Raw genomic sequence first — 20575 nt, 5'->3', positions numbered from 1 at the left:
TAAAACAGCCTGATGGGCCTGGCTCTTAGTATATCATCGCCGTTTCTTTGCTCACCAGCAGTGAGTCGTTTGTTTACGTTAAGGAGAGGTAAGGATGCTGATTAAAACCGCCTTGCTGTTTTTTATTACCGCGCTGGCGGAGATCACCGGCTGCTTTCTGCCGTGGTTATGGCTGAAAAAAGGCGGCTCAGCCTGGTTGCTACTCCCTGCGGCAGCAAGTCTGGCGCTGTTTGTCTGGCTGCTGACGCTGCATCCCGCTGCCAGCGGACGGGTTTATGCCGCCTACGGTGGCGTCTATGTGCTTACCGCGCTGCTCTGGTTGCGGGTGGTGGATGGCGTGAAGTTAAGTGTGTGGGACTGGAGCGGGGCACTGATCGCATTCAGCGGCATGCTGATTATCGTGATGGGCTGGGGACGCGGGTAACGCCAGCCGTGAGGGCTGGCGCTGCAGGGAGTTAAGGTTTATGCACTTTCAGCCCCGCCAGCGTCTGGCTGACCGGCATCATCTCAAGGCTATTGATGTTGACATGTTTAGGCAGTGTGGCCACCCAGTATACGGCTTCTGTCACATCTTCCGGCGTTAAGGCGGTAGCCCCTTCGTAGACCTGACCCGCTTTGTCATCATCGCCCTTAAAGCGCACGTTGGAAAACTCTGTGCCGCCGACCAGACCCGGTTCAATGTCGGTCACGCGTAGCGCGGTGCCGTGTAAATCGGTTCGCAGATTCAGGCTGAACTGGCGCACAAAGGCTTTGGTGGCGCCGTAGACGTTGCCGCCAGCATAGGGCCAGCTACCGGCAATCGAACCGATATTGATGATATGACCGACATCACGCTCCACCATCTGTGGCAGCAGGGCGCGGGTCATATAGACCAGGCCTTTGGTGTTGGTGTCGATCATGTTTTCCCAGTCTTCGACGTTGGCTTTGTGCGCCGGTTCGACGCCCAGCGCCAGACCGGCGTTATTGACCAGCACGTCGATATTGCGCCATTCCGCCGGTAACTGCGCCACCGCCTCTTCAATGGCGGCACGGTTACGCACATCGAGCTGTACCGTATAAATATTCTCGCCCAGTTCTTCCTTCAGCGCTTTTAAACGTTCAGCCCGTCGTCCAGTGGCAATCACTTTATGACCATTCTCAATAAAGCGGCGGGTGATGCTTTGACCAAAACCGGCGGTCGCACCGGTGACAAAAATAATCATCTCACTGTTCCTTATGCCATTTTCAGAGTCGATGGCTTCACCATAGCATTTCATTTCCGCTTCTGCGCGTGGAAAAACGGCCTGACCTGTAAACGGATTTTAACGGGTAGCCAGCTGCGCCTTTTCAGGGCAGATTGCACCGTTAAAGGGCAGGTTTGCGGGTAACCGGCCATACTCAAAATGACCAGGGCGCGCAATATTGCGTAGCAACCGTTTGCATCCGTTCCGTAAACGGTTGCCATGCCATCTCAGTCCTTATCTGTTGCGCAACTTCCCTCTGTTTAGCTTATTTAACTGATATTTAAAGAATTTATTCTATTTCAATTCTGGCACGCAGGTTGCAAAGGATTATTCAGATAATCATCTGCAGATATAACATCGCGCTTTCAGAAAGGACTACCCATGCTTTCAGCAACCGACACGGCGATACGCGCCAGCTTCTTTGACTTTACCGGCGTGGTGGATCGTCCCGACGACCTGGCCGGCCAGGCCCGCTATCTTGAGGATGCGGTGCTGCTGCTGCGTGATGGATGCGTAGTGGGGCTGGATAGCTGGGAGAATAGCGAGGCGATGCTGGCGGGGCATCCGGTCATCGACCTGCGCGGCAGACTGATCGTGCCGGGCTTTGTCGATACCCACATTCACTATCCGCAGACAGAGATGATTGGCGCATTTGGCGAGCAGCTGCTGGAGTGGCTGAATCACTACACCTTCCCGGTTGAAGCGCAGTATCACTGTCCCGATCATGCTGCGCGGATGTCCGCCTTCTTCCTGCATCAGCTGCTTTCCAACGGCACCACCAGCGCGCTGGTGTTTGGTACCGTCCATCCGCAATCGGTGGAGGCGCTGTTCAGCGCCGCCGAAGCGCTGAACATGCGGCTGATTGCCGGGAAAGTGATGATGGATCGCAATGCGCCCGACAACCTGATCGAAACCCCTGAACAGAGCTACCAGCAGACCCGGGCGCTGATTGAGCGCTGGCACCAGCGCGGACGCCTGAGCTACGCCCTGACGCCGCGCTTTGCGCCGACCTCATCCCCACAGCTGCTGGAAAAAGTGCAGCAGCTGCGTCAGGAGTTCCCGGATACCTGGCTGCATACCCATCTCAGCGAAAACCCGCAGGAGGTCGCCTGGGTCAAAGAACTGTTCCCGGAGCGTGAAGGCTATCTGGATGTTTATCATCATCACCAGCTGACCGGCCGCCGCAGCGTCTTTGCTCACTGTCTGCATCTGGAAGAGAACGAATGGCAGTGTCTGCACGATACCGATTCATCCATTGCTTTCTGTCCCACCTCAAACCTGTTTCTCGGCAGTGGCCTGTTTAACCTGAAACGCAGCTGGCAGCAGGGGGTGAAAGTGGGGATCGGCACCGATGTCGGGGCGGGCACTACCTTTAATATGCTGCAGACCCTGGGCGAAGCCTACAAGGTGGGCCAGCTGCAGCACTACCGGCTCAGCGCGGCCGAAGCCTTCTATCACGCCACGCTGGGCGGGGCGCGTGCGCTGGATCTCGACCACGTGATCGGAAATTTCAACGTCGGTAAAGAAGCGGACTTTGTGGTGCTGGATCCGGCGGTTTCTGCTCTGCAGCAACTGCGCATCGGCAACAGCAAAGATATCTGGGAAAAACTGTTTGTATTAATGACGCTTGGCGACGACCGTAATATTGCCCAGACCTGGGTTGCCGGTCGTCCGGTCTGGCAGCGCGACGCACAGGAGCAAGCCGCATGATCCAGTTTCTGTTAAACAACCAGCTGGTCAGCGAGGACACGCTCGACCCCAACCTCACGGTGCTCAACTACCTGCGCACCCGTCAGCAACGCCCTGGCACCAAAGAGGGCTGTGCATCTGGCGACTGTGGCGCCTGCAGCGTGACCCTGGGCAAAGCCGTCGGGGGAACGATGCAGTATGAAACGGTTAACAGCTGCCTGACGCTGGTCTCCGCGTTACAGGGCAAGCAGCTGATTACGGTTGAGGATCTGCGTCACGGCCGCGCACTGCATCCGGCGCAGCAGGCGATGGTCGACTGCCACGGTTCGCAATGCGGATTCTGCACGCCAGGCTTTGTGATGTCGCTGTTCAGCCTGCAAAAGACCGCTTCGGGCTGGGATCGCCATCAGGCGGAAACTGCGCTGGCGGGCAACCTCTGCCGCTGTACCGGTTACCGGCCGATTATGGCCGCCGCCGAACAGCTCTGCTCGCAGCCGGTGACAGACCAGTTCGATCAAGGTGCCGCCGCAACCGTGCAGCGGCTTGAGGCGCTGGCAACCCCGGAGATGCAGGAATTAGGGGGTGAGGGCCGCCGTTGCTTCCTGCCCAAAACCCCGGCTCAGCTGGCGGCGATCTATCTGGCACATCCCGAGGCGAGGCTGATTGCCGGTGGCACCGATCTCAGCCTGCAGATTACCCAGCAGCATAAAAGAATACCGTTGCTGATTGCGCTGGAGCAGGTTGCCGCGCTCAAAGTCTGCAGCGAATTTGATGATCACTACCTGCTGGGCGCAGGGGCTTCGCTGCAGCAGGTCAGCGAATTTCTTGCCAGCCGCATTCCCGGCGTCAGCGAGATGCTGCAACGCTTTGCCTCGCTGCAAATCCGTCTGCAGGGCACATTAGGCGGCAACATCGGTAACGCTTCCCCCATTGGCGACGCCTCGCCGGCGCTGCTGGCCCTGAACGCCAGCCTGTTGTTACAGCGTGGTGAGCAGCAGCGCAGTCTGCCGCTGGATCAGTTCTTTACCGGCTATCGCCAGACCCGGCTCGAAAAAGGGGAGTTTATTCGCGCCATTCGCATCGATAAAGTGACGGTGTCACCTGATTTTGTGGCCTGGAAAGTGTCCAAACGGCTGGACGATGATATCTCCGCCGTGTTCGCCGCTTTTAATCTGCAGATTGAACAGGGCGTAGTCAGTAGTGCCCGCATCGCCTTTGGCGGCATGGCGGCCACACCGCAACGTGCCCGTCACTGTGAACAGGCATTCATCGGTCAGCCACTGAATGCCGTGACGGTGTCACGCGCAGCCGCGGCGCTGGCAGAGGATTTCCAGCCGCTCTCCGATTTCCGCGCCAGCAGTGACTACCGTCTGCAGGTCGCACGCAACCTGCTGCGCCGCTACTGGCATCGCCACAACGGCGAAATAACCTGTATTGAGGTGGCCCGCTATGTCTCATAACCGTCCTGAACTCAACGAAGAGGTCATTAAGGCGCAGTATGCCGCTGATTTACAGAGCGGCGTTGGTCGCAGTAACCGCCATGAAAGCGCGGAAAAACATGTCTCCGGGGAGGCGCGTTTTATCGACGATAAGCCGGAGCTGCCGGGTCTGCTGCATCTCTGTCCGCGCCTGAGTGAGTATGCTCATGCGCGCATCCTGCATATTGATGTTCAGCCCTGTTATGCCGTTCCCGGCGTCGTCAGCGTCCTGACCTGGCAGGATGTGCCGGGCATCAATGATGTCGGGCCGCTGGAGCCGGGCGACCCGCTGCTGGCCCATGACAAAGTAGAGTATCTGGGACAGATCGTGATCGCGGTGGCGGCGGAATCCCCCGAAGCTGCGCGTCTTGGCGCGGCCGCTGCGGTAATTGAATATGAGGTGCTGGAACCGCTGCTGGATGTGGAACAGGCGCTGGCACAGGGCAGCTTTGTGCAGGAACCTCACATTCACCAGCGCGGTGATGTGGAAGCGGCCCTGGCGCGTGCGCCGCATCGGGTCAGCGGGGCGTTTCACATTGGCGGCCAGGAGCATTTCTATCTGGAAACCCAGACGGCAATGGTCATCCCCGGTGAAGATCAGCAGTTGCAGGTCTTCTCCTCAACCCAGAACCCCACCGAAGTGCAGAAACTGGTGGCGGAAGTGATGGGCATCAGCCTGAATCAGGTAACGATAGATATGCGCCGGATGGGCGGAGGCTTTGGTGGTAAAGAGACGCAGGCGGCCGGTGTCGCCTGTCTCTGCGCCATCGTGGCGCGCCTGACCGGCCGGGCGGCGAAGATGCGGCTTTCACGCCGCGACGATATGCGCGTCACCGGCAAACGCCATCCGTTCTTTGTGCGCTACGAAGCGGGCGTTGAAGAGGATGGGCGTCTGTGCGGCATCAAAATCGATCTGGCCGGAAACTGCGGTTATTCGCTGGATCTTAGCGGATCGATTGTCGATCGTGCCATGTTCCACGCCGATAACGCCTATTACCTCGGGGATGCACGGGTAACCGGCTATCGCTGCCGCACGAACACCGCCTCGAACACCGCCTATCGGGGTTTTGGCGGGCCACAGGGCATGGTAGCGATTGAACAGATCATGGATCACATCGCCCGTGAGCGCGGGCTGGATCCGCTGGCGCTGCGCAAGCGTAACTACTATGGCAAGCAGGATCGCAACATCACCCATTACCACCAGCAGGTAGAGGATAACCTGCTGGATGAGATTACCGAACAGCTGGAGCAGAGCAGCGACTATCAGGCTCGCCGCGCGGAGATTAAGGCGTTTAATGCCCGCAGTCCGCTGCTGAAGCGCGGTCTGGCGCTGACGCCGGTGAAATTCGGCATCTCCTTTACCTCCAGCTTTCTCAATCAGGCGGGGGCGCTGATTCTGATCTACACCGACGGCACGGTGCAGCTTAACCACGGCGGCACCGAAATGGGCCAGGGCCTGAACACCAAGGTGATACAGATTGTCGCCGAAGTGCTGCAGATTGAGATCGATAAAATTCAGATCACCGCCACCGACACCGGCAAAGTGCCCAACACCTCGCCAACCGCGGCCTCCAGCGGAGCTGACCTCAATGGCAAAGCGGCGCAGAATGGTGCAGAGATCCTGCGCGACCGCATGACCGCCATGCTCTGCGAGCTACACCAGTGCGACGCGTCGGCGGTGAGCTTCCGCAACGGGGTAGTGCGCGCCGGAGATAAACATTACACCTTCGCCGAGGTGGCGAAGCTAGCGTGGCTGAATCAGGTGCCGCTCTCCGCCACCGGCTACTACCGCGTGCCGGGGATTCATTACGACCGGGTCGCGGGTCGCGGGACGCCGTTCTATTACTACGCTTACGGTGCAGCCTGCTGTGAAGTGGTGATTGATACCTTAACCGGTGAATCCCGCCTGCTGCGCGCCGACATTCTGCATGACGTCGGGGCGTCGCTGAATCCGGCCATCGACATCGGCCAGGTTGAAGGAGGCTTTGTACAGGGCGTCGGCTGGCTCACCTGCGAAGAGCTGGTGTGGAGTGATAAAGGCCAGCTGCTGACCGATGGCCCGGCGAGCTACAAAATTCCTGCCATCAGCGACGTTCCGGCGGACCTGCGGGTCACGCTGCTGGAGAACCGCAAAAACCCTAAAGACACGGTGTTCCACTCCAAGGCCGTTGGTGAACCGCCGTTTATGCTGGGCATCGCCGCCTGGTGTGCCCTGCAGGATGCGGTCGCCAGCGTCTCCGATTACCGGCAGCACCCGCTGCTGGACGCGCCCGCGACGCCGGAGCGCATCTTCTGGGGCGTGCAGCGCCTGACGGGAGGGGTTGATGATTTATCATGACTGGATTGGCGTGCTGCATCAGTTGCGTGAAAAACGTCAGAGCTGCGTATTAATCACCGTGCTCAGTGAGCACGGTTCGGTGCCGCGCGACAGCGGCAGCAAAATGGTGGTGACGCAGCAGGAGAGTTATCTCACCATCGGTGGCGGTCATCTGGAGTTTGAGTGCATCGCCCAGGCCAGGGCGATGTTGCAGAGTGGGGCGACTGCGCCACACACCGAGGATTTCAGCCTTGGCGCGCGGCTCGGACAGTGCTGTGGCGGCAAAACCACGCTGCTGTTTGAGCCGCTGCTGCAGGCGCAGCCGGAGATCTACCTTTTTGGCGCAGGCCATGTGGGACAGGCGCTGGTCAATCTGCTGTCAACGTTACCCTGTCACATAAACTGGATCGATAGCCGTCCGGCGCAGTTCAGCCACGTTCCCGCTGGCGTGGTGACGCTGCAGCCGGACGATCCGCTCGACTGCGTAGCACAGGCACCCGCAGGCAGCTACTTCATCATCATGACCCATCATCATCCCCTCGACTTCGAACTGTGCGAGGCGGTGCTGAAGCGCGGCGATTTCCGCTATGCCGGGGTGATCGGTTCTGAAACGAAAAACCAGCGTTTCCGCTACAGGCTGGCGGGCAAGGGGGTGGAGAGCGAACCGCTGGCGCGCCTGCGCTGTCCGATTGGCCTGCCGGACGTCAAAGGCAAGCTGCCCGCCGAGATTGCGGTGGCGATTGCCGGTGAAATCATCAGCGTTTATCAGCAGCACGTCGCCTGAGTTGTCGCCTGCGCGGCAACCTGTCAGGATAAGACTTTGCGATGCCCACCAGGAGCGAACCATGAACGCCCGTCAGAATCCCTTCTTTAGCGTCAGCACACTGCCTTACCAGACCCCTCCTTTTGACCAGATTGAGGAGCAGGATTTTCTGCCCGCGCTGCAGGCGGGCATTGAGGAGAAGCGTCAGGAGATCGAGGCGATCGCACTGAACAGCGACGCGCCCAGCTTTTTCAACACTTATGAGGCGCTGGAGAGGAGCGGACAACTGCTCAACCGGGTGAATCTGGTGTTCAGTGCCATGACCTCGGCGCATACCAGCCCGTATCTGCAGCAGGTGGATGAGGAGATTGCACCTCAGCTCACCGCGCTCAATGATGACATCATGCTTAACCGCCCGCTGTTTTCGCGGCTCGATGCGGTCTATCTGCAGCGCGCTAAACTGGATGCTGAATCAAAACGGCTGGTTGAGGTGATCTGGCAGCGTTTCCAGCTGGCGGGAGCCAATCTGCCGGAAGCGCAGAAACAGCAGCTTAAAACACTGAATCAGGAAGCGGCCCGCCTCGGTACCCGCTTCACCAACAAATTGCTGGCCGCCACTAAAGCGGGCGGGCTGGTCGTCGATGATCTGCAGAAGCTGGCGGGACTCTCACCGGCCGATCTGGCGGTGGCGCAGGCGGAAGCGCAGGCACGCGGACTGGAAAAGCGCTGGCTGCTGGTGCTGCAAAACACCACCCAGCAACCCGCACTACAGAGCCTGGCCGATCGCGCAACCCGTGAAGCGCTGTTTAAGGCGGGTGTGACGCGCACTGAAAAAGGCGATGAGAACGACACCCGCGAGCTGGTATTACGTCTGGCGCAGGTCAGGGCCGAGCAGGCGCGGCTGCTGGGATTTGCCAGCTATGCCGAGTGGAAGTTACAGGATCAGATGGCCAAAACGTCTAAGGCGGCGCTGGCGTTTATGCATAACATCGTGCCTGCCGCGCGCGGTCGTGCGGAGCGTGAAGCGGCGGCTATCCAGCAGACCATCGACCAGCAGCAGGGCGATTTTACCCTGCAGGCCTGGGACTGGCGTTTTTATTCCGAACAGGTGCGGCGTGCCCGTTACGATCTGGATGAGAGCCAGATTAAGCCCTACTTTGAACTGAATTCGGTGCTGCAGAATGGCGTGTTCTGGGCGGCGACGCAGCTCTATGGCATCCGTTTCACGCCGCGACAGGATCTGCCGGTTTACCATCCCGACGTCCAGGTCTATGAGATTTTTGACGCCGATGAGACCCCGCTGGCGCTGTTTTACACCGACTTCTTTAAGCGCGACAGCAAAGGCGGCGGCGCCTGGATGAGCAACTTCGTCAACCAGTCCACGCTGCTCGACAGCAAACCGGTGATCTACAACGTCTGTAACTACACCAAACCGCCAGCCGGTGAACCGGCGCTGCTGAGCTGGGACGACGTCATCACGATGTTTCACGAGTTCGGCCACACGCTGCACGGTCTGTTTGCCAGCCAGCGCTATCCGAGCCTGTCGGGAACGGAAACCCCGCGCGATTTCGTTGAGTTTCCTTCGCAGATCAACGAGCACTGGGCCAGCGAGCCAGCGGTGTTCCGCAACTACGCTCGCCACTATCAGACTCAGGCGCTGATGCCCGCTGAGCTGCATGAAAAAATCGTCCGGGCCGCCACGTTCAACAAAGGCTACGAGATGAGCGAACTGCTGGCTGCCGCGCTGCTGGATCTGCACTGGCACAGCCTTAACCGTGATTCCGCGCCGCAAAGCGTGGAGGGATTCGAGCAGCAGGCGTTACAGAGCGATAATCTGGCGCTGACGGCGGTGCCGCCGCGCTATCGTTCCAGCTATTTCCAGCACATCTGGGGCGGTGGCTATGCAGCAGGTTATTACGCCTATATCTGGACGCAGATGCTCGCCGACGATGGCTATCAGTGGTTTGCGGAACATGGCGGACTGACGCGCGAGAACGGCGACCTCTTCCGGCAGAAAATTCTGTCCCGGGGGAACAGCAGCGATCTTAAAACACTGTATGAAATCTGGCGGGGCGGGCCTCCGCAGCTGGAGCCCATGCTGAAAAATCGTGGTCTGGCGGAGTCATAGCAGAACGGGCTGTCACGCGCTGGTCGCGCTGACAGCCCGGTTTTATTCGTATTAACCCAGCGGGCCACCTTCAATGGTTTCGCACATTCCGGCCAGCACCCGTTCACCGGTTTCGCTTTTCAGAGAGTCATACCATTCTGCCGTGATCGCCGGATCGCGCGCATGCGTGACGTCACAGCGTTTGCGCGCTTTCAGCACCAGATCTTTTACCCGTTCAACCCGTCGCGCCTGATAGCGCAGCAGTGCATCTTCAATACCCAGTGAATGAGAAGCCAGCGTTGAGGCCAGTACCACGGCATCCTCCATCGCCGCGCAGCCGCCCTGGCCGATATCGGGCGTGGTGCTGTGGGCAGCATCGCCCAGCAGGGCCACACGTCCTTTAACAAAGCGGCTGAAAGGTTCAATGTCGTGGATCTCAACCCGATTGGTGGTGTCAGGATTGATTGCCGCGATCAGCTGCCGTACCGGCTCCGCCCAGCCCTTAAAATAGCCGGTTAAGTCCGCTTTCACCGTGCTGCGATCCTGCGGCAGCCCTTTCGGCAGCGGCACATCAAAGAAGAAGTAGAATCGATTACCGCTGACCGGCATCAGCGACACCCGCTTGCCGTCACCGACAAAGGTGGTCCACTGATCGGCGGGCGCAATCCTCTCATCTATAGTGACCAGGCCATTCCAGTTAACGTAACCGGCGTAACGTCGTTCAAGCTTCTGCTCCAGCACATACTCGCGGATCACCGAATGGGTGCCATCGGCGGCAATCAGGAAATCGCCGGTGGCCTGAGTGTTGTCGGAAAAGGTGGCAATCACGCCACTGCCGGTCTGCTCGACCTGGATCACCCGCTTACCAAACTGCACCCGTTCACGCCCGAAGGTATCAATCAGCATCGCCTGCAGTTCTGCCCGCGCCACCGGACAGGGATATTCGCCAACCTGCTGCACCAGCGGTGCCATACTGAAGCGGGTCAGGGGCGCGCCGGTGGTGCCATCGTGATAGGCCATATAGGCCATGTTCCCGCCCAGCTCACGCAGCGCGGTTTTCATGCCCAGCGCATTCAGGCATTTAACCCCGTTGGGCCAGATGGAAATCGCCGCGCCGACGGGCTTCATCTCCTTTACGGCTTCAAAGACCTCAACGTCAATTCCGGATTTCTCCAGCGCAATGGCACTACTCATGCCGCCTATACCGCCACCAATCACGATTGCTTTCATAATGCTCTCCTGTCTGCATACGTCACTTCCTGCAACTTTTGTACCAGAGAGATGGTGGTAGAGAGTTTCATATAAATAACAATGTAAATCATAGGCTTAATGTATAATGGGGGGCACCTGACTCCCGCCTTCCTCTTAATCAGTTGCACTGAATTGTGGCAAACGGGCGTGCAAAAAGGGTGCGGCTATAACCGTACTGCATCATTTGTTTCATTATCGCCCGTCTGTGTCTGTGTTAATCATCAGCCAGTGGAACGCGCCGGGCACTTTTCAGCATGGTCATTCTTATTACTTTAAAAGTTATTAACTAAAATCCTCATCCGCTTCGCTAATATTCCTGACAATTAATTAAACATTTACATAACAACTGGCGCGAATATTTCCCGGAAAATAATCGTTATATTCAATAAGGGGTTAGCCTGACACAGTTAAACACACCTGTTAATAAAAAATGCAAATTCATAACCAGACACAATTGTGTCTGTTTTAGCACCGTGCGCAATCATTAGCAAAAGCGTTCAGGCCGCGTCATTACGGGCTTTTAGGATATTGCTCAGACCCGCCAGTCACGATCACGTGATATAGATCACTCCGGACACAAGGACTCTGGAAGGCGAACATGAAAATTGGAATCACGAATAACCAGTATCCGGAGCAGCGTAATATCTTAGTTAATCCGGATAACGAATATATCAATCTGAAAAAGAGCAATCTGTTCTACTTTATTAATCCGTTACGAACCCGATTGCTCAAAAAAAATAAAACCTTTGTCTTTCAGCCTGTGCCTTTTTCAGGGGCATCGCGGGCTGACATCCTGCATCTGTTCAATGAAGTGGCGATAACCCATCAGAAGTGGGTCGCGTCGTTTGAAACGGAGCTGCCGCGTGTGCTGCCGGTGGCGGGCGTCGCCAAGCAGGATAACCCCGAGCTGAAACGCCTCATTCCTTATCTGTTAAAAGATAACTGCCTGGGGTTGATTGCCATCTCAGATGCCACCCTGAACATTCAGATGAAACTGTTCAGGCCGGATATTGCCCAGCAAATCCGCCGTAAAACCCTGGTGCTGCATCCGCCGCAGAAGCTGTTTGTCCAGCAGAAAACGCCGCGTCAGCCCGGTATTCTGAAACTGACCTTTGCCGGTAACGAGTTCTACCGCAAAGGCGGGGCTGAAGTCGTGCTGGCGATCAGTGAGCTGATTGAAGAGCGCAAACTGGAAGAGTCGCAGCTGGATGTGCAGCTGATTGGCGATCTCGCCAAGCGTCGTAACGTGGCGCACCGCCAGTTCCAGGATGATGAGACCTTCTATAGTGGCATTGAGAACCGCATCAAACGCTATCGCTGCTTCACGCATCATTCACAGATGGATAACGGCGCCCTGATGCAGCTGTTCCGCCAGAGCGATGCCGGACTGCTACCAACCTGGCAGGAGACGTACGGTTTCTCAGTGCTGGAGATGCAGGCTAACGGCTGCCCGGTGATTACCAGCAACGTGCGCGCGTTGCCAGAGATTAATCCCGCCAGTGCAGGCTGGGTGATTGCGAGTCCGCTGAACGCTGACCGTGAATACAGTATTACCTCGCCAGAGCAGAAAACGCAGTTGCGTCAGTCGCTGGTGGAGGGGCTGAAATCGATACTGCTCGCTATTATCGACCGTCCTGAGATGCTGCAGGAGAAAGGTGAGGCGGCGATTCTGCGCATCAAAGATCAGCATGACACCCAGCGTTACATTGCCCGGCTCAACGATATCTACAGCCGTGGCGTGATTAATGTCACTCAACATCCCCCTGTGGTCTCAATTTGATTAGATTTCTCTGACGGGGCGCGCCAGACTGGCCATACTTAGTGCAGCGTCCCTCTGGAGAACTCTTATGAAAATGATTATCAGCCTGCTGCTGTCCGGATTACTGGGCAGCAGCGCCTTCGCTCAGCCCGCACCGCTTTTTCCGGCCCGCGCGCCCCTGGCACAGCTGACGCCCGTCGCTGCCCGCTGCGATGTCTCCGCCTGTCAGACCAACTGCTACACAGAACAATCGCACTGCAACACCCGGGACAACGGTGGCTGCAGTTCTCAGGCTCAGATGTGCGTGCAGGCCTGTGCCGACCAGTGTAAATAATTTAATTCAGTGAAGAATCCCTTAGTTGCCAATGAAAAAGTCTTTGTTTTATCTCGCGTTATTCTCTCTTTCTGCCAGCTGTGTCGCCGCCGATCTCTCTTCACAGCAGGTTACTTCTCTGGTTAAAGCCGCGATCGAACCGCTGATGGAGCAGCAGGAGATCCCCGGCATGTCGGTGGCGGTGCTTTACAAAGGCCGGGCGCAGTTTGTGAACTTCGGTGTGGCCGATCTCGAATCACGTCGCCGGGTCACGGAAAACACGCTGTTTGAGCTGGGCTCCGTGAGCAAAACCTTTACCGGCACCCTGGCCGGCGTCATGATCCGCAACGGCGAAATACGCCTTAACGATCCGGTGCAGAAGTACTGGCCGCAGCTGACCGGTGAGCAGTGGCGTCCGGTGCGGATGCTGCATCTGGCGACCTATACCGCGGGCGGCCTGCCTTTACAGTTGCCGGATGATGTCACCGATCAGGCTTCGCTGCTGCGTTTCTATCAGGAATGGCAGCCAGAAGCAGCGCCCGGCACGCTCCGGCAGTACTCTAACGCCAGCATCGGTCTGTTTGGTTCGCTGATGGTGAAGGGTGATTATGAGCAGGCGATGGCGCGAAATGTGTTTCAGCCACTGCGTCTGACGCGCACCTATATCACCGTGCCGCCCTCAATGATGCTGGACTACGCCTGGGGCTATAAAAATGGCCAGCCGGTACGGGTTTCACCCGGCATGCTGGATGCAGAAGCCTACGGCGTTAAATCCACCGCGCGTGACATGCTCACCTTTATGCAGGCAAATGTGGATCCTAACCGCCTCTCTTCGGGGAATGCCGTGCTGCGTAATGCCATTCGCACCGCGCAGGCGCGCTACTTCAAAGTCGGCACCCTGTTTCAGGGACTGGGCTGGGAGATCTACGACTGGCCGGTGACTGCCGACACGCTGATGGGCGACAGCGATAATGGTGTTGCGCTGCAACCCCGCCCGGCGACGCTGCTCAATCCGGTCGGGCCGTCGCAGAGTGCCAGCTGGGTGCATAAAACCGGTGCAACCAATGGATTTGGTGCCTATATCGCCTTTATTCCTGAGAGGAACAGCGGCATCGTGATACTCGCCAACAAGAATTACCCTAATCCGCTGCGTATAAAGGCGGCGTGGCAGATTCTGCAGGCGTTACAGCAGGAGAAGCCTGAGTAACAGGCATCACGCTTGCTCAGCGACGGGGTAAAGCTGGCACCTCCTGTTCATTTGCGCTAAAATAAAAATCAAATGAACAGGAGGCTGCTATGTCTATCGCCATCTACACACCCGCTCAGCATCGTCGCGACAATTCGCTGCTGCATGCCCTGAATCTGCCGGAAACACTGCCTGATGCGCACCAGCGTATTGCGGTAGGGTTCAGCAGCGGCGTGCTGAAACGCACGGCGTCGTTGTCCACCTTTGACGAGGGCTGGCTGTGCCGTCTGGCGGGCATTGATCGCACCACCTACAACCGCAAAGTCAAAGATCCACAGCAGACCTTTTCGCCCGATCAGAGCGGACGGATCTACATGCTGATCCGCATCCTCTCTGCCGGCAGCAAACTGTTCCGCGACGACAGGCAGCGTCTGGTGCAGTGGCTGGAAACGCCCGCCAAAGCGCTGGGCGGTAAGAAACCGGCGGAGATGACCACCACGGTGGCGGGTGCAGAAGCGGTGATTAACCTGATTGGCCAGCTTGAGCATGGCGTGATTACCTGATGGCAGTACGTTTCTTTCGCCTGGTGAAGAGTGAGTATGCGATGAGCGCCTTTGATGGTTTTGGTGCCCGCACTTACGGGGGGCGCTGGAATTCCGTGGGAACGGTCTGTGTCTATATGGGATCAAGCCGGGCGCTCTGTGTACTTGAGGCGCTGGTTCATCTCACCATTCAGGATCTGTCACACGATTACTCTATGCTGTCGATTAGCGTCCCTGAATCGCTGATTACCGAGCTCTCGCTGGCGGCACTCCCCGATGACTGGCAGGCCGATCCTGCGCCATCGTCCACGCGGCAAATTGGTGACGACTGGCTTGCCAGCCCGGATAACGGCCTGGTGCTGAAGGTGCCGAGCACGCTGACCGGTGAGTGGAATGCACTGTTCAATCCCCGTCATCCGGCAGCGGCTGGCATCATCAGTAAGGTGGTGGTAGAGCCATTTTTCTTCGATCCGCGTTTCAGGCTGCAATAGGGCGCCGGATTCGCCACTTTTCTCACCGCAACATCTCACATCACGCTGGTGCCTGCGATTCCGATAGCGCCTGCGCCGCGCAGATCAGTGCCAGATGACTCAGCCCCTGTGGCATATTGCCGCGCCAGCTCTGGCTGCGGACGTCATACATCTCATTGAAGATATCGACATTACCGTGGCCGTTCAGCGTAGCCAGGATCTCCTGCATCGCCTGTTCTGCCTCATCCGCCTCACCCATCTCTGCCCAGGCTTCCACCAGCCAGAAGGCGCAGGCGAGAAAGGTACTCTCTTCTTCTCTTACCCCGCTGTAGCGATAGAGCATGGCGCTGCCGTCACCCAGTTTTTGCCGGATAGCACGGTAGGTCGAGAGCATCCGCTGCGGATTGACCGCGTTGCCGTAGCTGTGAACCAGCGCCAGCGACGCGTCGAGGCGATCGTCACTGCCGGCGTAAAAGAGATAAGCCTGCTGTTGCTCTGACCAGCAGTGCGACTCAATCCAGTCGCGGATACGGTCACGTTCCCGCTGCCAGCGCCCCAGCCAGGTCGGTTCGATATGCTGGCTTTCTGCCAGCGCCACCGCCCGATCCAGCGCCATCCAGCAGGCCATTTTGGAGTGGGTGTAGTGTTGCAGCTCCGGCAGCTCCCAGATGCCGCAATCCTTCTGCCGCCAGTGATCGGCGCAGCAGTTCGCCAGCTCGCCCAGCATGCGCGAGGTGGTGATATCAAGCACGTGTCCCGCCTCGATAAAATGCTGCGCGGTGACCAGCATGTCGCCATACATACTGAGCTGCAGCTGGTCACGGGCATTATTGCCGACCCGCACGGGCTGAGAGTTCTGATAGCCGCTCAGCGGCGGATAACGCTCAGCGGGGACCTCATCACCATTCAGGGCATAGCAGGCGCGCAGCCTGACGCCATGGCGCATGATGGTCTGCGACAGCCAGGAAAAGGCCGCCTTACAATCTTCCAGCGCCCCGAGATAGACGAAGGCTTTAATAATCAGGCAGGCATCGCGCACCCAGGCGTAGCGGTAATCATAATTTTTTTCGCCGCCGATCCCCTCCGGCAGGGAGGTGGTGGCAGCAGCAGCCAGCGCGCCGGTCGGGGAGTACCAGAGAAACTTCAGCGACAGGGCTGAGCGCTTCACCAGCGTCGGGTAGCGGCCCTCATAACTCAGGCTCTCCACCCAGCTGGTCCAGCCGGTGTGGCTGGTTTCAATCCGCTGATCGATAGCCTCCAGCGGCGGCACCGCCAGCGGCTCTTTCTCGGTCACCAGCAGCGCGCAGAGCGAGCGGGAACCGGCATAGGTACGCAGCGTGGCGCAGACCTGCTCGTCATCCAGCTCCGTGATCTGAATATCTTCGCTGGTGCGCAACATCGCCATGATCTCCGCGATGTGAAACACCTTGCCTTTCTCATTATCGGCCACCCACGGTGAACGGGTTTCGGCGGCGGTGCCGAAGCGCAGGGTGATCGCTAATTCCACTTCACCGCTGACACCCTCTATGCGGCGAGCCAGTTCGCACCAGGGCAGACGGCCCGCCAGCGTGCTGTTAATCGATTCGGTCAGCAGCACGGTGCCGTCACGGGTTTCGAAGCGGGTCTCCAGCACGTTGCTGTTATCGCGGTAGCGGCGTGAGACCTGATAAGGCGCACGCGGGACAATCTGGAAGTAACCACCGAGTCCGGCATCAAGCAGGCGATCAAACAGGGGCTTTGCGTCGAGATTGGGCGCGCACCACCAGTCAATGGAACCGTCCGGCGCAATCAGCGCAACAGAACGGCCTTCACCAATGGTGGCATAATCACCCAGGCCCGCAAAGCCCTCTTTTCTGACCGGCGAATGAAAGATCGGGTTTTCCATAATCTGCTTCCTTATATCACGGTGGCGAGGTTTCTTAAGCGGGGCAAAAGCGGGACAAAAAAATGGCCGCGTTATGCGGCCACCTGAGTGAGATTACAGCGTACCGGTGCCGCCATCAGAACACCAGACCTGCCCGGAGGAGTAACTGCTCTCGGTTGAGGCCAGGGTAACGTAGAGTGGGGCGATCTCAACCGGCTGGCCCGGACGGCCCATCGGTGAGTCGGCGCCAAACTGCTTCACTTTCTCCATCGGCTGTCCGCCGCTGGACTGCAGCACGGTCCAGTACGGCCCTGGTGCAACGGCGTTGACCCGGATACCGTCACCACCCAGCTGCTTCGCCAGGGATTTGGTAAAGGCGACGATGGCCGCTTTGGTCTGCGCATAGTCGAGCAGAATATCGCTGGGTTTAAACGCCTGTACGGACGAGGTATTAATAATGGACGCACCGCGTGGCAGATATTCCAGCGCCGCTTTGGTGATCCAGAACATCGCATAAACGTTGGTTTTAAACGTTGCGTCAAAATCTTCCGTACTCAGGGTCCGGATGGACTCATTAAATTGCTGACGACCGGCGTTATTAACCAGAATATCCAGGCCACCTAATTTATCGGCTGCCTCTTTGACCAGCTGCTGACAGAATTCTTCAGAACGAATGTCGCCAGGAATAGCAAAAACTTTACGGCCTTCCGCTTCGATTAATTTAATCACTTCATCGGCGTCGGGCTGTTCTTCCGGCAGGTAGTTAATCACCACATCTGCGCCTTCACGTGCATAAGCGATAGCCACCGCGCGGCCAATACCGGAGTCACCGCCGGTGATCAGCGCCTTGCGGCCGGTCAGTCGGCCCGTGCCGCGATAGCTGGTTTCACCGTGGTCGGGAACCGGGATCATTTTACTGGCCAGGCCTGGCGCCTGTTGTGGCTGGTCCTCAAAAGGAGGTTTAGGAAATTGATCCAGATCGAGCGTCTTGTTAGTTGGTGTAGCCATTGTATGCTCCTTGAACAGAGTTATCTGAGACATTAAGCCTGGCACAAATGTGATATTTGTCACATCTGACTGCTGATTCATTGAGCAGTTAAAACCAGAAGAACTTAATAATGCAGATAAAGCGTAGACAGAAAATCGGAACACTGTGCAGTAGCGTCCGATTATTTTTCAGTGCAGGGGCGGGATATTTAAAGCGAAGCGTAAGATCGGTTGTGGATTATTTCAGGGCGTAATTACATAGCGGAAGAAAATAAAAAAGGGCGGTTAACCGCCGCGTACCGAACCGCGCCAGACCACATCTGCCGGATATATTCTCCGCTCCTGCTGCTGTTCATTTTTTGGCATCAGCGTCTCCGGTTGCGCTTCCGTCTCCACCAGCCAGGCAATGGCATCGCGGGCGAATTGCTCCACCGGCTGTGCAAAGGTCGTGAGGTTGTAAGAGGCCCAGCCCGACTGCGCGATATTATCGTGTCCGATGATGCAGAGATCGTCCGGAATACGCAGCGCAAAGCGGTGACGCGCCTCATCCATAAAGCCGCAGGCGAGCAGGTCGGTGGCACAGTACACCGCATCAGGGCGAACTTTACGTGTCAGCAGACGCTGGGCCAGAATCTGGCCGCTTTCGTAAGAGGTGGTGCCGAACCGCTCCACCTGGACCGTGACGCCCACTTTCTGCGCGGCGGCCAGAAAATCCGCTTCGCGCTTCAGCAGACTCGGCGTTCCCGCCAGCGAATTGACAAAAGCGATGCGGCTGCATCCCGCCCGCACAAACGCGTTAACCGCCATTTCTGCGGCGGGGCGGGAGTCGAGATTGATACTGAGCGTGCCGGGCAGGGACTCGTCGCGGTTAATCAGCACCAGATGCTGACCATGTTTGTAGCAGAGCCGCGTGATGCCGCTGTCCGGCATGCCGGAGAGAATAATCGATGCGTCGGCGCGAAAATTAATCGCCTGCTGCAGCGCGGCGGAAACGCGCGCATCAGATCGATCAGTGTTAATCAGCATCGCCACTTTTCCCGCTTCCTGCAGATACTGGGTCATCCAGCGCACCAGGCTGGCACGGTAGGGCGTGTCCACCTCGGAGGCAATTAAGCAGACGATGCCGCTGCGGTTGCGCACCAGGCCGCGCGCCAGATGATTGACGTGATAGCCCAGTTCCTCCGCCGCTTTCATCACCCGCTGACGGGTAGCATCTGACACGCTGGCTCCCGGTGTAAAGGTGCGGGAGACCGCTGAGCGGGAGACGCCCGCCCGGTCAGCCACATCCTGCGCACTCACCACCGCCTTAAGCTGCTGCATGTTCTCTCCTCGCCTGACATTGTCTGCACTGAGTTTGCCTGAAGTTGCAAGGCTGTGCAAAAAATACAGACGGGCGAAAGGTTTCAAATTTGTGACAGCGACTGACAATTGCTTAACAACTGAATTGACACTGCAGCAGGGCCGCCGTACTAATCTGCACATATGTTTGCACACATGTGCAAAAGCTGGCGCGCCTGCGTCATCCAGCCCAGGAGAACACCATGCGTTATTCCTCTCTGCTCGCTGCTGTAATTGTCTGCCCTATAGTGCCGTTTGCTGCCTCGGCGGCGGGCAATCTTAATATGATCTGCTCAGCCGATGTGGTGGTGTGCGAACAGATGACCACGCTGTTCAGCCAGTCCCATCCCGATATTAAACTCAGCATGGTGCGGCTCTCTGCCGGTGAAGCCTATGCCCGTATCCGCAGCGAGGCACGCAATCCCCGTACCGATATCTGGTGGGCCGGTACCGGCGATCCGCATATGCAGGCCGCCGAAGAGGGGCTGACCCAGGCCTATAAATCGCCACTGCTCGATCAGCAACAGCCCTGGTCACAAAAAGTGGCGGAGATCTCCGGTTATCGCACCGTGGGCGTTTATGCCGGTGCGCTGGGCTGGGGCTATAACACCAGACTGCTGGCGGAGAAAAAGCAGAAAGTGCCTGCCTGCTGGGCGGATTTACTCGACCCTGGCTTTAAAGGCGAGATTCAGATCGCCAATCCCAACTCTTCCGGCACGGCCTATAACACCCTGGCGACGCTGGTGCAGATCATGGGCGAAGACAAAGCCTTTGACTACCTGAAGAAGCTCAACGCCAACATCTCGCAATATACCAAGTCCGGCTCTGCTCCGGTCAAAGCCGCCGCGCGCGGTGAAACCACCATCGGCATTGTCTTTATGCATGATGCCGTCGCGATGGAAGTAGATGGCTTCCCGATTAAGCCCGTCGCGCCCTGTGAAGGCACTGGCTATGAAATAGGTTCGATGTCGATCATCAAAGGGGCACGAAACCTGGCCAATGCCAAAGCCTGGTATGACTGGGCGCTCAGCGCTAAAGCACAGTCGCATATGAAAGAGGCGAAATCGTTCCAGCTGCCCTCTAACCGCAAGGCGGAGATCTCTGAATATGCACCGCGCTTCGAGAACATCAGGCTGATCGATTATGACTTTAAAACCTATGGTGACTCAGCAAAACGCAAAGCGCTGCTGGGCCGCTGGGATAAAGAGATTGGTGCCAGCGCACAATAACGGTGGTGCGCCCCGGCCACCTGAGCCGGGTCTGTGCCAGACCGCGGTGGCGTAAGCCT

17 protein-coding genes are annotated in these 20575 nt (G+C 57.7%); 12 read left to right on the top strand and 5 right to left on the bottom strand.

Features of this window, described 5'->3' with window-relative positions:
* The first annotated feature begins 97 nt into the window (after positions 1-97).
* The gene (locus HFD94_RS07745; protein ID WP_031292947.1) at positions 98-424 is read left to right on the top strand and encodes a YnfA family protein; all 327 of its coding nucleotides are present in this window, start codon (positions 98-100) and stop codon (positions 422-424) included.
* 31 nt (positions 425-455) lie between these two features.
* On the opposite strand, the gene ydfG is transcribed toward HFD94_RS07745, so the two are convergent.
* Positions 456-1202, bottom strand: coding sequence for a bifunctional NADP-dependent 3-hydroxy acid dehydrogenase/3-hydroxypropionate dehydrogenase YdfG (ydfG, locus tag HFD94_RS07740; RefSeq protein WP_033757999.1), 747 nt, complete (start codon positions 1200-1202; stop codon positions 456-458).
* A gap of 402 nt (positions 1203-1604) precedes the next feature.
* On the opposite strand from ydfG, the gene guaD reads away from it, so the two are divergent.
* The 5 genes from guaD (at position 1605) to dcp (ending at position 9598) form a co-directional block, all read left to right on the top strand.
* Positions 1605-2933: a guanine deaminase gene (guaD, locus tag HFD94_RS07735; RefSeq protein WP_122888870.1), complete on the top strand. Its 1329-nt coding sequence runs from the start codon at positions 1605-1607 to the stop codon at positions 2931-2933.
* Complete coding sequence (xdhA, locus tag HFD94_RS07730) at positions 2930-4372, top strand: xanthine dehydrogenase small subunit (protein ID WP_122888871.1); 1443 nt, start codon at positions 2930-2932, stop codon at positions 4370-4372. The genes guaD and xdhA overlap by 4 nt, the downstream gene beginning before the upstream one ends.
* Positions 4362-6728: a xanthine dehydrogenase molybdopterin binding subunit gene (gene xdhB, locus HFD94_RS07725; RefSeq protein WP_122888872.1), complete on the top strand. Its 2367-nt coding sequence runs from the start codon at positions 4362-4364 to the stop codon at positions 6726-6728. Before xdhA ends, xdhB begins: the two co-directional genes overlap by 11 nt.
* Complete coding sequence (gene xdhC / locus HFD94_RS07720) at positions 6715-7491, top strand: xanthine dehydrogenase accessory protein XdhC (RefSeq protein ID WP_122888873.1); 777 nt, start codon at positions 6715-6717, stop codon at positions 7489-7491. The genes xdhB and xdhC overlap by 14 nt, the downstream gene beginning before the upstream one ends.
* 61 nt (positions 7492-7552) lie before the next feature.
* Positions 7553-9598: a peptidyl-dipeptidase Dcp gene (gene dcp / locus HFD94_RS07715; protein ID WP_122888874.1), complete on the top strand. Its 2046-nt coding sequence runs from the start codon at positions 7553-7555 to the stop codon at positions 9596-9598.
* Between the two features lie 51 nt (positions 9599-9649).
* Here dcp and hpxO read toward each other — a convergent pair whose 3' ends face one another.
* On the bottom strand, positions 9650-10807 hold the full coding sequence (gene hpxO, locus HFD94_RS07710; RefSeq protein ID WP_122888875.1) for an FAD-dependent urate hydroxylase HpxO: 1158 nt from the start codon (positions 10805-10807) through the stop codon (positions 9650-9652).
* 619 nt (positions 10808-11426) lie between these two features.
* Between hpxO and HFD94_RS07705 the strand changes: the two genes are divergently transcribed.
* From HFD94_RS07705 to HFD94_RS07685, 5 genes are all read left to right on the top strand, one after another.
* Positions 11427-12608 (top strand): glycosyltransferase family 4 protein, encoded by a 1182-nt coding sequence (locus HFD94_RS07705; protein WP_022625633.1) that lies wholly within the window; start codon positions 11427-11429, stop codon positions 12606-12608.
* Between the two features lie 67 nt (positions 12609-12675).
* Positions 12676-12921, top strand: a complete 246-nt coding sequence (locus tag HFD94_RS07700) for a hypothetical protein (protein WP_022625634.1) — start codon at positions 12676-12678, stop codon at positions 12919-12921.
* A 31-nt stretch (positions 12922-12952) separates the two neighbouring features.
* Complete coding sequence (gene ampC / locus HFD94_RS07695) at positions 12953-14107, top strand: class C beta-lactamase (protein WP_060680228.1); 1155 nt, start codon at positions 12953-12955, stop codon at positions 14105-14107.
* 89 nt (positions 14108-14196) lie between these two features.
* Positions 14197-14649: an antitoxin Xre/MbcA/ParS toxin-binding domain-containing protein gene (locus tag HFD94_RS07690; RefSeq protein ID WP_167432971.1), complete on the top strand. Its 453-nt coding sequence runs from the start codon at positions 14197-14199 to the stop codon at positions 14647-14649.
* Positions 14649-15119 carry an RES family NAD+ phosphorylase gene (locus tag HFD94_RS07685; protein ID WP_010244853.1) on the top strand — a complete coding sequence of 157 codons (471 nt, stop codon included), beginning with the start codon at positions 14649-14651 and terminating at the stop codon, positions 15117-15119. Before HFD94_RS07690 ends, HFD94_RS07685 begins: the two co-directional genes overlap by 1 nt.
* 40 nt (positions 15120-15159) lie before the next feature.
* On the opposite strand, the gene HFD94_RS07680 is transcribed toward HFD94_RS07685, so the two are convergent.
* The 3 genes from HFD94_RS07680 to HFD94_RS07670 form a co-directional block, all read right to left on the bottom strand.
* Positions 15160-16983, bottom strand: coding sequence for a glycoside hydrolase family 15 protein (locus tag HFD94_RS07680; RefSeq protein ID WP_122888876.1), 1824 nt, complete (start codon positions 16981-16983; stop codon positions 15160-15162).
* A 93-nt stretch (positions 16984-17076) separates the two neighbouring features.
* Positions 17077-17970 (bottom strand): SDR family oxidoreductase, encoded by an 894-nt coding sequence (locus HFD94_RS07675; RefSeq protein WP_010670164.1) that lies wholly within the window; start codon positions 17968-17970, stop codon positions 17077-17079.
* Positions 17971-18234: 264 nt separating this feature from the next.
* Positions 18235-19269, bottom strand: a complete 1035-nt coding sequence (locus tag HFD94_RS07670) for a LacI family DNA-binding transcriptional regulator (protein ID WP_060680225.1) — start codon at positions 19267-19269, stop codon at positions 18235-18237.
* A gap of 221 nt (positions 19270-19490) precedes the next feature.
* Here HFD94_RS07670 and HFD94_RS07665 point away from each other — a divergent pair, with 221 nt between their 5' ends.
* The gene (locus tag HFD94_RS07665; protein ID WP_033779163.1) at positions 19491-20516 is read left to right on the top strand and encodes an ABC transporter substrate-binding protein; all 1026 of its coding nucleotides are present in this window, start codon (positions 19491-19493) and stop codon (positions 20514-20516) included.
* Positions 20517-20575: the final 59 nt, after the last annotated feature.

It is taken from the genome of Pantoea sp. EKM20T (assembly GCF_011800485.1).
Classification (GTDB): Bacteria; Pseudomonadota; Gammaproteobacteria; order Enterobacterales; family Enterobacteriaceae; genus Pantoea; species Pantoea agglomerans.
Note: the sequence above shows the minus strand (reverse complement) of the source record. Positions and strands in the feature narration are given on the sequence as shown.